This window comes from Sphingobium indicum B90A, assembly GCF_000264945.2.
Classification (GTDB): domain Bacteria; phylum Pseudomonadota; class Alphaproteobacteria; order Sphingomonadales; family Sphingomonadaceae; genus Sphingobium; species Sphingobium indicum.
On the sequence record NZ_CP013070.1, the window covers coordinates 3,563,383 to 3,577,008 of the forward strand.

Annotated in this window: 9 protein-coding genes and 1 tRNA gene; 5 read left to right on the forward strand and 5 right to left on the reverse strand. The window is 65.3% G+C overall.

The window, feature by feature from the left end:
- Position 1: 1 nt before the first annotated feature.
- On the forward strand, positions 2–2,071 hold the full coding sequence (locus tag SIDU_RS17265) for a 3-hydroxyacyl-CoA dehydrogenase NAD-binding domain-containing protein (protein WP_007682871.1): 2,070 nt from the start codon (positions 2–4) through the stop codon (positions 2,069–2,071).
- Positions 2,068–3,084, forward strand: a complete 1,017-nt coding sequence (locus SIDU_RS17270) for an NADP-dependent oxidoreductase (RefSeq protein WP_007682869.1) — start codon at positions 2,068–2,070, stop codon at positions 3,082–3,084. The genes SIDU_RS17265 and SIDU_RS17270 overlap by 4 nt, the downstream gene beginning before the upstream one ends.
- Before the next feature lie 271 nt (positions 3,085–3,355).
- Here SIDU_RS17270 and SIDU_RS17275 read toward each other — a convergent pair whose 3' ends face one another.
- Together SIDU_RS17275 and SIDU_RS17280 are read right to left on the reverse strand one after the other, a co-directional pair.
- Entirely contained in the window at positions 3,356–4,915 is a 1,560-nt protein-coding gene (locus SIDU_RS17275) for a Fic family protein (RefSeq protein ID WP_233431851.1), read from the reverse strand.
- A 515-nt stretch (positions 4,916–5,430) separates the two neighbouring features.
- A tRNA-Thr gene (locus SIDU_RS17280) sits at positions 5,431–5,505 on the reverse strand.
- Between the two features lie 114 nt (positions 5,506–5,619).
- Here SIDU_RS17280 and SIDU_RS20255 point away from each other — a divergent pair.
- Positions 5,620–5,754, forward strand: a complete 135-nt coding sequence (locus tag SIDU_RS20255) for a hypothetical protein (RefSeq protein WP_257787142.1) — start codon at positions 5,620–5,622, stop codon at positions 5,752–5,754.
- A 10-nt stretch (positions 5,755–5,764) separates the two neighbouring features.
- On the opposite strand, the gene SIDU_RS17285 is transcribed toward SIDU_RS20255, so the two are convergent.
- A complete protein-coding gene (locus tag SIDU_RS17285) occupies positions 5,765–7,546 on the reverse strand; it encodes an aminopeptidase P family protein (protein WP_007682864.1) in 1,782 nt (593 codons plus the stop codon).
- A 93-nt stretch (positions 7,547–7,639) separates the two neighbouring features.
- Here SIDU_RS17285 and SIDU_RS17290 point away from each other — a divergent pair, with 93 nt between their 5' ends.
- Positions 7,640–9,715 carry a S9 family peptidase gene (locus SIDU_RS17290; protein WP_007682862.1) on the forward strand — a complete coding sequence of 692 codons (2,076 nt, stop codon included), beginning with the start codon at positions 7,640–7,642 and terminating at the stop codon, positions 9,713–9,715.
- 142 nt (positions 9,716–9,857) lie between these two features.
- Positions 9,858–10,256 carry an acyl-CoA thioesterase gene (locus tag SIDU_RS17295; protein ID WP_025771262.1) on the forward strand — a complete coding sequence of 133 codons (399 nt, stop codon included), beginning with the start codon at positions 9,858–9,860 and terminating at the stop codon, positions 10,254–10,256.
- Between the two features lie 232 nt (positions 10,257–10,488).
- Here SIDU_RS17295 and SIDU_RS17300 read toward each other — a convergent pair whose 3' ends face one another.
- A complete protein-coding gene (locus SIDU_RS17300) occupies positions 10,489–11,469 on the reverse strand; it encodes a TerC family protein (RefSeq protein ID WP_007685481.1) in 981 nt (326 codons plus the stop codon).
- Positions 11,470–11,754: 285 nt separating this feature from the next.
- Complete coding sequence (locus SIDU_RS17305; protein ID WP_007685479.1) at positions 11,755–13,614, reverse strand: ABCB family ABC transporter ATP-binding protein/permease; 1,860 nt, start codon at positions 13,612–13,614, stop codon at positions 11,755–11,757.
- Positions 13,615–13,626 lie beyond the last annotated feature (12 nt).

Consider the following 13,626-nt stretch of genomic DNA (forward strand, 5'->3'; position numbering starts at 1 on the left):
CATGAAGCAGACCGCAACCAGCGTCGTCGTCGACGGCGTCGCCCTGATCACGCTCGACAATCCGCCGGTGAACGCGCTCTCCGCGCCCCTGCGGCAGGGATTGCAGGCCGGACTCGAACAGGCGTTCGGCGACGAAGAGGTTGGCGCCATCCTGTTGCTCTGCGCCGGGCGGACCTTCATCGCCGGCGCGGACATCACCGAATTCGGCCAGCCCTGGCAGCCGCCGTCCTTGCCCGACCTCTGCGCGATGCTGGACGATGCGCCCAAGCCCGTCATCGCCGCCATTCACGGCACGGCGCTTGGCGGCGGTTTCGAACTGGCGCTCACCTGCCACTATCGGGTGGCGGCGCGGAGCGCGAAGGTCGGCCTGCCGGAGGTGCATCTGGGCCTGCTCCCCGGCGCGGGCGGCACCCAGCGCGTGCCCCGGATCGTCGGCACGGAGGCGGCGCTCGAAATCATCACGTCGGGGCGGCAGATCAAGGCGGCCGAAGCCCTTTCGCTCGGCCTGGTCGATGCCGTGGTCGACGACGCGGCCTTGGCGGAAGAGGCGCTGGCCTTCGCGCGCCGCGTCGTGGCCGATGGCGGCGCGAAACCGCGGATACGTGACCGGGCCGACGCGCTCCAGGCCGATAGGGATCGCCCGGACCTGTTCACCGCCTTCGCCGCCGCACATGCGCGCCGGTTCAAGGGGTTCGTCGCGCCCGCCGCCATTATCGAGGCCGTCGAGGCGGCAGTGACCCTCCCCTTCGAGGAGGGGCTGGCGAAGGAAACCGCCCTGTTCGAACGGCTGGTCGCCAGCCCGGAGTCCGCCGCCCAGCGCCATGTCTTCTTCGCCGAGCGGGAGGCGGCCCGCGTTCCCGACATCGGTCCCGACATATCCGCGATCGACATCCGGTCGGTCGGCGTCATCGGCGCGGGCACGATGGGCGGCGGCATCACGATGAACTTCCTGAACGCGGGCATCCCCGTCACGCTGGTCGAAACCAGCCAGGAAGCGCTGGATCGCGGCATCGCCACCATCCGCCGCAACTATGAGGCGACGGCCGCCAAGGGGCGGATGACGGGTGCGCAGGTGGAACAGCGCATGGCGCTGATATCGCCCAGCCTCGACCTCGCCGCGCTTGCTGACGCCGATCTCATCATCGAAGCCGTCTATGAGAGCATGGACGTCAAGACGGACATCTTCGCCAGGCTCGACCGGATCGCCAAAGCGGGCACGATCCTGGCGTCCAACACCTCCTTCCTCGACCTCAATCGCATCGCCGCGGCGACCAGCCGGCCGGAATGGGTCGTCGGCCTCCACTTCTTCTCGCCCGCCAATGTCATGCGCCTGCTGGAGGTGGTGCGAGGCGCGGCAACGTCCAAGCCCGTGGTCGCGACGGCGATGCGGCTCGCCAAGCGGATCGGCAAGGTGGCGGTGCTGAGCGGGGTGTGCGACGGCTTCATCGCCAACCGTCTGCTGGCTCCGCGCGGCGCTCAGGCCGAAGCGATGATGCTGGAAGGCACGCCGATTGCGGAGATCGACCGCGTGCTCGTCGATTACGGCTTTGCCATGGGCCATTTCCAGATGATGGATCTGGTCGGGCTGGACGTCATTGGCCGGAACGCGACGGAACGGACCGTGATGGGCGATCTGGTCACCGCCGGTCGGCTGGGCCAGAAGGGCGGCGCGGGCTATTATGATTATGACGAGAAGCGGCGCTCGCGTCCTTCGGACGTGACAGACAGCCTGATAAAGGAGGTGGCGGCAGCCCGGGGCGTCGCGCATGCCCCCACGTCGGGCGACGAAGCGCTGCTTGCGCGGCTGCTCTATCCGGTCGTCAACGAGGGCGCGAAGATCCTGGAGGAAGGCATCGCGCTGCGCGCCTCCGACATCGATATAGCGGCCGTGCTGGGCTATAACTGGCCGGTCTATCGCGGTGGACCGCTTTTCTGGGCCGATCAGGTGGGGCTGGACCGGATCGTCGTGGAGATGCGCCGGCTTGAGGCGGTGCATGGCGAAACCTTCTGCCCCGCGCCGCTGCTCGTGCGGCTGGCGGAGGCGGGGCGGCGGTTCGGCGACGGATCGTGACCCTCAATCGCTCCTGGGTGCTTGCGCAAAGGCCCGAAGGCGCGGTGCGGGCCAGCGACTTCGCCTATCGGGAGCAAGCATTCGACATGCCCGCCCTGCAGGAAGGCGACATTCTCGTCCGCACGCGGATCATCTCCTGCGCGCCGACGATCCGCAACTGGCTGAACCCGCCCGAACGCAGCTATCGCGGCGCGATCGGCATCGGCGATCCGATCCGGGGCATGGCGGCGGTCGAAGTGCTGGCGTCGCGTCACCCGCGCTTTGCGGAGGGGCAATGGTTGACGGCGGTCGCGCCCTGGCAGGACTTTGCCGTCCTGCGTCCGGACGAGGCTGCCGTGCCCGTCACGCCAATAGAGACTTGGATGGATCCGGTCGACGCGATGACGCTTTATTCGCCCAACAGCCTGACCGCCTATTTCGGCCTCTTCGCGGTGGGGGAGCCAAAGCCCGGCATGACCGTGCTCGTATCCGGCGCGGCCGGATCGGTCGGCGCGATGGCGTGCCAGATGGCCCGCATCGCTGGCTGCCGGGTCATTGCGGTGGCGGGCGGCCCGGAAAAATGCCGTTGGCTGAAGGAGGACGTCGGGGCGGAGGTCGCCATCGACTACCGCTCGGCAGACCTCCCATCGGCCTTGAAGCATGCCAGTCCCGACGGCATAAACATCTTCTTCGACAATGTGGGCGGCGACGTGCTGCAGGCTGCGGTCGACCGGATGGCGCCCCATGGCCGCATCGTGCTTTGCGGACAATTGGCCGCCTATGATTCAACTGAACCGGCCGCCGGACCCAGGGATATGATGAAGCTGGTCTATGGGCGGATTCGGATGCAGGGCTTTGTCTTCGGGGACTATGCCGACGACTATGCGTCCGCGATTGCATCGATACGACAATGGGAAGCTGAAGGACGGCTGCGCAATCGTTATGATATGCGCGACGGGTTCGAGCGCATACCCGACGCGTTCGTCGACATTTTCAACGGGCGCAATGCCGGAACACTGATCGTCCGCATCTAGGCAGCGTGGACAAATTCAAGACTCGCCGGACTGAGTGATTTGGGTGGGAAGCCGTCATTCCCCTATTCGTCACCGCTCCCCCTATTCGTCACCCCGGGCTTGACCCGGGGTCCCGCTGCCTTGGGCTGGGCGCGGACTCAGAAAGAAAGCGGGACCCCGGATCAAGTCCGGGGTGACGGGAAACTGATGTCCGCAACTGGCCATTTCCCGACATTTCGAATTTATCCACGCGACCTATAACATCTTGAAAAAGCGGGAATCGGTTTTCCGCTTATTGGCGATCACGGCCCTCCGGCAGGTGCGGGTGATCGCCGACCTTTTCAGGCCCAAACGTATCTGCGTAGACTGCCTCCACCCGTTCGACTTCGGCGGGGGTGAGCGCCTCGAATTCCCTCGATCGGGCACGCTGCGACAGGCGTCCCTCATTCTGCTCCAGAAACTTCAGCAGCAGTTCGACCTGGCCGGTGGGCATGTCGACGATCTGCTGCACCGCCTCGTTGAAGCTGTCGAAGGCTTCGAGGAAGCGAGCTTCGCGGGGCAGGTCCTCCTCGATGGTCTGCTGGACGCAGGCGTACAGGAATTCGACATGCGCGGTGGCGTCGAAAAATCGGTAGAAGTCGGCCGTGTCGTTCAGCACCCGCACATTGCCCTCCGGCGTCGGTTCCCATTCGATGAAGGGAAGCAGCGGTCCCGAATAGGAGGTGAGCGTGCTCTTGTACGCGTCGATCCGGCGCAGGATCACCGCGCTGATCGGGAACACCATGCCCGGCGGATTGAAGCCCGCGGACGCCAGGACGTGGTGAAAGAGCCAGCGATGCAGGCGGCCGTTTCCGTCGACATAGGGGTGGATGTAGACAAAGCCGAAAGCGAGCACGGCCGCCGCCGCGACCGGGTCCATGCCGCCGGCGACGGCTCGCGCCGAATAGGCGACCAGACCCTCCACGAGATCGCGCAGATCGCTTTCGCGGGCGCTGACATGGTCGGGCACGGGCAATCCCGTCTCCCGGTCGTGGACGCCGACGAACCCATCCTCTTCGCGAAGGCCCAGCCGGACGAAGCGTTGATCGCCGATGACGATGCGTTGCAGCCGGTCGAACTCCGCCAGGCTCAGCGGCCGCGACCCGGCTTCGGCGATCGCCTGTCCCCAGCGGGCGGCTCTGGTTCCCGAAGGCTTCTCCCCTTCGATGGCGAAGGAGGACTTCGAATCGTTGAGCAGCAGGAAGGCGGCGGCGCGGGCGACGAGGTCGGCGCGAATGCGCCCGACCACGGCGCGCGCTCGCTCGTCGAATGCCTGCGCCTCATAGGCGAGGATCGCGTCGGTCCTGCGCACCATCGGGCAATATCGCGGCGTGCCGGGCAGGTTGTTGGCGACGCGATGGCGCGGCGACGCAACGCCGTCCGTCAGCGCCAGTTGCAGCCTTGTATCGACGACCGGCACCAGGCGCACCTTGCCGGCATCCGGCACGTCCAGCCGGTCGCCGGTCATCCATTCGTAGAGAAACCAGATCCGGCGAGCGAAGCTGCCCGTCGGCGCATCGCGCACGATCCGGGCGAACGCATCCGGCTCCTCGGCCCGGAAAAGCTGGGCAAGAACGGAAAGATCGATGCCTTCATAGCGGAAAGCGAATGTCAGATGGCCGATCAGTGTCGCGTCGGGCATGTGCCGCGGCGTCATCATCTGCCATTCGGCGGTGGATCGAGGATGATGCCGCTCGGCGATCGCGGCCAGGCGGGCGGGCAGCGGCAGGCGAAGGCCATAGCGTTCGATCAGCGCCGCGTAGCCGGCGGGCGTTCCCGGCTCGGCAAGCGGCCGCCCGCGAAAGTCAGTCACTGGTTGCGAAAGCCATTCACTCATGATCGATCCTGCGAAGAACATTCACCTGGTCTAGGGTGTGTAGGGATTCAGTCCATGGCGGGCTGCAAATAGCGGCTTCCTGCGCTTCCGGTGCTCACGTACTGAAGTACGCTGCGCGCCGGTTCTCGAAATCCACTATTTTCGCCGCGCCCTGAACTGAATCCCCACACACCCTAGGCCGCCTTGCAAAAAGCGTTCACCCGTTGCGAATATCTATCACAGAAATTTCATAATGCGAATATCGTTCACCATTGCGCCATGAACCAGGCCGGCGCCGACGGTGGCGCGTAGAACCGGCCCGCCAGCGGTTCGACGCGTCCCGCGTGGATGGAAAGGGGCTACAGCGTGGGATGATTTCGGCACGCGGCGAAGCTGGATGCAGCCGACGCCGACCTGCCCCCGCAGGATGGCGCGGGCAAGAGCTGACGGCGGAACCGCGCCTGCCGCCATCGCATGCCGGCTGTCCAAATGGCTGATCTGCTGGGGAAAAATGGTGCTGCCGGCGAGGATTGAACTCGCGACCTCAGCCTTACCAAGGATGCGCTCTACCACTGAGCTACGGCAGCACTATTTCAGTTCCATCCGGCTTATCGCGCCGGCGGAGCCGGGCCTATGGCTGCCTCCTCGCGCCATGTCAAGGCGGCTTGCGGCGGAAGATGCAATTTGATTATGGGCGGGCCATGACAAACGGTCAGGACGAACGGAAAGAGCGCTTGGCGCAGGCGTTGCGGGACAATCTGCGTCGCCGCAAGGCCCAGTCCCGCGAATCGCGCGACGCGGAAAACCCCCGGCGCCCGGACGACGCCAAGGGGTGATCCCGTTCCGCTACAGCGGGGCGCAGGCCGCCTTGAGCCAGTCGAGCGCCCCGCCCTCCAGTTGCGGCCCGACGACCTCCAGCACCCTGGCGTGATAGGCGTCCAGCCATGCGCGCTCCTCGCCCGTCAGCATCTCCGTCGCGATCGCGTTGCGGTCGATCGGCGCGAAGGTCAGCGTTTCGAAGCCCAGCATCTCCCGCTCCGCGCCCGGCACGTCGCGGGGTTCGACCAGCACCAGATTTTCGATGCGGATGCCATATTCCCCGGTCTTGTAATAACCCGGCTCGTTGGAAAGGATCATGCCCGCCTGCAGCGGTTCGTCCCCGCCGCCGAAGGTCGCGATCCGCTGCGGCCCCTCATGCACCGACAGGAAGCTGCCGACGCCATGGCCGGTGCCATGGGCGTAATCCAGCCCTTCGGCCCACAGGAACTGCCGCGCCAGCACGTCGAGCTGCCCGCCCCGCGTCCCCTTCGGGAATTGCGCGCGGCCCAGCGCGATATGCCCCTTCAGCACCAGGGTGAAGCGCCGCTTCATCTCCTCGCTCGGCGTGCCGATGGCGATGGTGCGCGTCACGTCGGTGGTGCCGTCGCGATATTGCCCGCCCGAATCGACCAGATAGAAGCTGCCCGTCTCTATGGGCCGGTTGGTCCTTTCCTCGACCCGGTAATGCACCACCGCGCCGTTCGGCCCCGCGCCGGAAATGGTGTCGAAGGACAGATCCTCCAGCAGCCCGGTCTCCTTGCGGAACGCCTCCAGCTTCGCCGCCGCGCCCAGTTCATCGACGCCGCCCTTGGACGCCTCGGTCGCGATCCAGTGCAGGAACCGGCTGAGCGCCGCGCCGTCGCGGGCCTGCGCCGCCTTGTGCCCGGCGATCTCGACTGGGTTCTTCACCGCCTTGGGCAACACCGCCGGATCGCGCAGCGCCAATATGTTCGCGCCGCCCGCCTCCAGCGCTTCGAAGATGGCGGCCACCGCCCGCTCCGGATCGGCGACCACCGTTTTCCCTGCGAAATCCGCCAGCGCTCCGGCGAAATCGGCGCGGTCATGCACGCGCACCGCATTGCCCAGATGCTGCACCACCGCCTCGTCGATCTTCTCAGGCGCGACATAGAGGTCCGCCGTCGCGTCGGCATGGACGATGGCATAGGCCAGCGCCACCGGCGTCCGCTCCACATCCTTGCCCCGGATGTTGAAGGTCCAGGCCAGCGAATCCAGCGCCGACAGCACCGCCGCGTCGGCACGCTTGGCCACCAGCCAATCGGCCATGGCCTGCCGCTTCTCCGCCGCCGACTGCCCGGCATAGCGGTCCTCATGCACCACCAGCTTGGCGTCGCTGGGCGCGGGCCGGTCCGGCCACACGGCGTCGACCGGATTGGTGTCCACCGCCACCAGTTCCGCGCCCCGCTCGGCCAGCGCCTCGGCCGCTGCCTTCACCCAGGCGCGCGTGTGCAGCCACGGATCGTAACCGATCCGCCCGCCCGCCGGGACATGCTCGCCCAGCCAGGCCGCAACGGAGGTCTGCGGCACGCTCTCATATTGCCAGTGCGCGCCGTCCACCTGCTCCCGCACCTGCAGCGTATAGCGGCCGTCCACGAAGATCGCCGCTTCCTCCGGCAGCACCACCGCGCTGCCCGCCGATCCCTGGAAGCCGGTTAGCCAGGCCAGCCGCTGCGCATAGGCGCCGACATATTCGCTCATATGCTCGTCGGTCAGCGGCACGACAAAGCCGTCCAGCGCCACGCGCACCAGTTGGGCGCGCAGGGCTTTCAGGCGATCTTCATAAGTGGACATCAAATTTCCCTTGGACTTGCCGGCCCTCTTGCGCAGGGCCTATGGCCGCCAACATAAGCGGAACAGCATCGTTTCGCCAGATCAGGACATTGAATGACCGCATCCCCCAAAGCCCCCGTCGCCGCCCGCCGCCCGCACAGCTTCTCGCATCATGGGATCATGGTGGAGGATCCCTATGCCTGGCTGCGCGACCCCGGCTATCCGGAGGTGAAGGACGGGGAGGTGCTGTCCTATCTGGAGCAGGAAAACGCCTATTTCGAAGCGGCGATGCAGCCGCGCAAGGCGCTGACCGACAGGCTGTTCGCGGAAATGAAGGGCCGCATCAAGGAGGATGACAGTTCCGTCCCGCAGAAGGACGGCGACTATATCTACTGGCGCGCTTTCGAGGTCGGCGCGCAATATCGCAAATGGTATCGAAGGCCCGCCGCCGCCAAAGACGAGGACGGCGAGGACCAGTTGATCCTGGACGAACCCGCGCTGGCGGAGGGGCATGATTATTTCCGCCTCGGCGCGCTGTCGGTCAGCCCGGACGGCCGCTACCTCGCCTATGCCATCGACAATAATGGCTCCGAACGGTTCGAGGCGCGGATCAAGGACTTGTTCACCGGCGAGATCCTGCCCGAAATCATCCCCGACACCTTGTCGTCGCTGGTGTGGACCAGCGACAGCAGGGGCCTGCTCTACGGCGTCGCCAACGACCAGTGGCGCACCGACAATGCCCGGCTCCACTGGCTGGGCCAGCCGGTGGAAAGCGACGCCGAACTGTTCCATGAGGATGATGAGGGCTTCCGCGTCTCGGTCGGCCTCACCTCTTCGGAAAAATGGATCGTGATCGCGACCGGCGACCATGTGACCAGCGAGGTCTGGCTGCTCCCCGCCGACAATCCCGCCGCCCCGCCGCTGCTCGTCGCCCCGCGCAAGCCCGGCCGCGAATATGATGTCGATGAGCATGACGGCACGCTCTACATCCGCACCAACGACACCCATCCCAATTTCCGGCTGGTGAAGGCGCCGCTCGCCAGCCCCGGCGAGTGGGAAGAGGTCATCGCCCCGGACGCGCATTTCTACCTGACCGACTTCACGCTGTTCAAAGGCTTCTATGTCACGGAGGGGCGGCAGGACGGCCTGGACCAGATCGAACTGCGCGATTACGCCACGCACCGCCCCAAGCGCATTCCCTTCCCGGAGGCGAGCTATTCCGCATCGCTGGACGATAATCCCGAATATGACGTGACGAAGCTGCGCATCGGCTATGAATCGATGGTCACGCCCGACACCATCTACGACTATCATCTGGCGACCGGCGATCTTGAAGTCCTGAAGGTCCAGGAAATCCCGTCCGGCTATGACGCGACCCGCTATGCGACCGAACGTCTCATGATACCGGCCCGCGACGGCACGCCGATCCCGGTGTCCATCGTCTATCCCAAGGACCTGCCCCGCGACGGCAGCGCGCCGCTGCACCTCTATGGCTATGGCGCCTATGGCATCGCGATGGAGCCGGGCTTCTCCACCAGCCGCCTGTCGCTGCTGGACCGCGGCTTCGCCTTCGCGCTGGCGCATATCCGGGGCGGCGACGACCTCGGCCAGCAATGGTATCTGGACGGGAAGCTGGACAAGCGCACCAACACCTTCACCGACTTCGTGGACGTGGCCAAGGGGCTGATCGAACGCGGCTACACGTCGAAGGGCCGGATCAGCATCTCCGGCGGATCGGCGGGCGGCGAACTGATGGGCGCGGTCATCAACAGCGATCCCGACCTGTGGGGCGCGGTGGTGGCGCATGTGCCCTTCGTCGACGTGCTCAACACCATGCTGGACGAAACGCTGCCGCTGACGCCGGGCGAATGGCCCGAATGGGGCAATCCCATCGAGGACAGGGCGGCGTTCGAGACGATCCTGTCCTACGACCCCTACAGCAATGTGAGCGCGCAGCCCTATCCGCCGCTGATGGTGACCGCGGGCCTCAACGACCCCCGCGTCACCTATTGGGAACCGGCCAAATGGGTGGCGAAGCTGCGCGCCACGAAGACGGACGACAATATCCTGCTGCTCAAGACCAATATGGGCGCGGGCCATGGCGGCAAGTCCGGCCGCTTCGAAAGCCTCCACGAAACGGCGGAGGAATTCGCCTTCATCCTCTGGCAGTTAGGCGTCGAGGAAGCATGAAGGCGGCAAGCTCTCCCCGGTTCGCCCTGAGCCTGTCGAAGCCTGTCTTGAGCGCCTGCCTGCAGGCAGTCGAAGGGGGCCTCTCCTTTTTTGAAGAAGGAAGAGGCTTCGACAGGCTCAGCCCGAACGGAGGGAGAGGATAATGGCCTCCACCTACGCCACCCACTTCACCGCCGGTCCCGAACATATCGACATGCTCGGCCATGTGAACAACGCCGTCTGGGTCCAGTGGATGGAGCAGGTCGCGACCGAACATTGGGCTCGCGACGCCGCGCCGGATCATCTGGACGCCTATGCCTGGGTCGTGATCCGGCATGAGATCGACTATCGCGGCAATGTGAAGCAGGGCGAAACCGTGTCCGCCCGCACCTGGATTCCGCAGGGGCCGCGCGGCGCCCGCTTCGACCGGCACATGGAATTCACCGGACCCGACGGCAAGGTGAAGGTGTCGGCCAAGTCAACCTGGGCGATCATCGACCTGAAGACGGGCCGCATCCTCCGGGTGCCCCCGGACGTCGCGGCCCGCTTCTTCGAAGGCTAGAGCGTTTTCGCAATGAGCGAAAACGCTCTTGTCCTTTGATGTCGCATTTTCCGAGCCGTTGAGCGTGAACGGTCAACTTGAAAATGCCCTAGGCTGTATCGACATTCAGCCCTGACGGCCTGCAAATCGCGCTTTTCCGTGCTTCCGGTGCTCACCTACTTTGAGTAGGCTGCGCGCCGGGTCACGGGAAACCACCATTTTCGGCTCGCCATCTTCTGAATGTCGATACAGCCTAGGCGAGCTTTTCCTCGCCCCGCGTCTTCCACAACGACCAGCCCACCCCCACGCCGATCAGCGCGAAGGTCACGCCCAGGCTGATGACGGGCGGGAATTTGCCCCCGTCCATCACGAAGTCCGCCACGAATATCTTGGCGCCGATGAACACCAATATCGCTGCCAGCGCATATTTCAGATAGTGGAAGCGGTGCACCATCGCCGCCAGCGCGAAATAGAGCGCGCGCAGGCCCAATATCGCCATCACGTTCGACGTGTAGACGATGAACATGTCGGTCGTGATCGCGAAGATGGCGGGCACGCTGTCCACCGCGAACACCAGGTCCGCGAAGTTGATCACCACCAGCGCCAGCAGCAGCGGCGTCGCCGCCATGACGACCTTGCCGGTCTTCGGATCGGTCATGCGCGCCAGGAAATGTTCGCCATGCTGCTCTGGCGTCACCCGCATATGCTTCGAAATGAAGCGGATCAGCGGATTTTTGCCGACATCCATCGGCTCGTCGCCCGCGAACATCATCCTGATGCCGGTAAAGATCAGGAAGGCGGCGAACAGGTACAGCACCCAATAGGCCTGGTGCAGCAGCATCGCCCCGCCCGCGATCATCAATCCGCGCAGCACGATCACGCCGATAATGCCCCACAGCAGCGCCCGATACTGATATTTCGCCGGAATCGCGAAATAGGTGAAGATCAGGCTGATGACGAAGACATTGTCGATCGACAGCGCCTTTTCGATGAAGAAGCCGGTGAAATACTGCATCCCCGGCTCCGGCCCGCGCACGAACCAGAGCCAGGCGCCGAAAGCGCAGGCGATGCCGATGTAGAAGATGGAGAGCTTCAGGCTCTCCCTGATGCCGATTTCCTTGTTCTCCTTGTGCAGGAAACCGAGGTCGAAGGCGGTCAGCGCGACGACGATGGCGAAAAAGGCGAGCCAGAACCAGGCGGGCGTCCCCAGCCAGTCGGCGAAAAGAAATTCCATGGGATATGCTCCTCTTGATCAACGACAAAGGTCGATCGGAGAAATCCGCTGCCAGCCATGGGGGAGGGGTGAGCCAGACCGCCATGCGCATCGGATAGTCCGATGCGGTCCGACATCACGCGCTGAAAAAAGCGCGCCAGAGGGGCCCGGTCCGCGAGGGCGAGGATAGGATATAAGACCGCAAAAATCAATCGGGCTGGGTAGAGGCACGGGTTTTGGCCATCCCAAGACATTCCCCTCCCGCAGGCGGGAGGGGGAATGACCGCTAACCACCCGAACCAACCGTCACCCCCTGCCGCCCGGCACGTCCACCACTTCGAAAATATCCTCGATCCCCGGCTCCACCGGCATATCGTCCCGCTCGGCCCCCTGCCGCGCCCACATGGCGGCGTAGAGTCCGTCCGCCCGCACCAGATCGCCATGCCGCCCGCGTTCGACGATGCGCCCTTTCTCCATGACGATGATCTCGTCCGCGTCGACCACGGTGGACAGCCGATGCGCCACCACCAGCGTCGTGCGCCTGCGCGATATGGTGCGCAGCACGTCCTGGATTTCCGTCTCGGTCCGGCTGTCGAGCGCGCTGGTCGCCTCGTCCAGCACCAGCACCGGCGGGTCTTTCAGCAGCGTCCGGGCAATCGCCACCCGCTGCTTCTCGCCGCCGGACAGCTTCAGCCCCCGCTCGCCCACCCGCGTGTCATAGCCCTGCGGCAGGCCCATGATGAAGTCGTGGATGGACGCCGCCCTGGCCGCCGCCTCAATCTCTTCCTGCGTCGCGCCTTCGCGGCCATAGCCGATATTATAGCCGACCGTGTCGTTGAACAGCACCATGTCCTGCGGCACGATGCCGATGGTGGAGCGCAGGGATTGCTGCGTCACCGCCGATATGTCCTGCCCGTCTATGCTGATCCGCCCGCCCTGAATGTCGTAGAATCGGAACAGCAGTCGGGCGATGGTCGACTTGCCCGCGCCCGAAGGTCCGACGATGGCCAGCGTCCTGCCCGCCGGAACGGTGAAGCTGACCCCGTGCAATATCTCCCGCTCCGGATCGTAACCGAAATGCACATGGTCGAAGCGCACCTCGCCCGCCTCGACATGCAGCATCGGCGCGCCCGGCGCGTCGGCAATCTCCGCCTGCGTGTCGATCAGCCTGTACATCGCCTCCATGTCGATCAGCCCCTGCCGGATCGTCCGATAGACCATGCCCAGCAGGTCCAACGGCCGGAAAAGCTGGCTCAGCAGCGTGTTCACCAGCACCACGTCGCCGGTCGAGAACTGCCCCCGGCTCCACCCCCAGACGGTATAGCCCATCGCCCCCGCCATCATCAGATTGGTGATCAGCGACTGCCCGATATTCAGCCAGGCGAGCGAATTTTCCGACTTCACCGCCGCATTGGCATAGCGCCGCATCGCCTTGGCATAGCGGGCCGCTTCGCGCTCCTCCGCGCCGAAATATTTGACCGTCTCGAAATTCAGCAGGCTGTCGACGGCATGGGCGACCGCATTGGTGTCCATGTCCACCATGTCGCGGCGAAGCTGGTTGCGCCATTCGGTGATCGTCCGGGTGAACCAGATGTAGAGCGCCACCATGACCAGCGTCGCCGCCACCAGTCCGGGACCGAACTTCACGAAGAAGATGACGCAGACCGCCGCCAGTTCCAGCACCGTCGGCGCGATGTTGAACAGCAGGAAATAGAGCATGGTGTCGATGCTCTTGGTGCCGCGCTCCACGATCTTGGTGACGGCCCCGGTGCGCCGGTCGAGATGGAAGCGCAGCGACAGCCGGTGCAGATGGACGAACACGTCGTCGGCCAGCCGCCGCCCGGCCTCCTGCCCGACCCGCTCGAAAATGGCGTTGCGCAGATTGTCGAACAGCACGCCGCCGAAGCGCGCGCCCGCATAGGCGACGACCAGCGCGACGGCGAGGCCTACGCCGGACTCCATGCCCGGCGCCATGCGGTCGATCGCGCCCTTATAGGCGAAGGGCATGGCGAGGCTGACGGCCTTCGCCACCAGCACCAGCGCCATGGCGACGGCGACGCGCCGCCGCAGCGCGGGGGCGTCGGCCGGCCAGAGATAAGGAAAGAAACGCCGCATCGTCGCCCAGACGGGCGGAAGGGGGCTATTGTCGGGCGTGGATGGCGGCATGGGGATTATGTA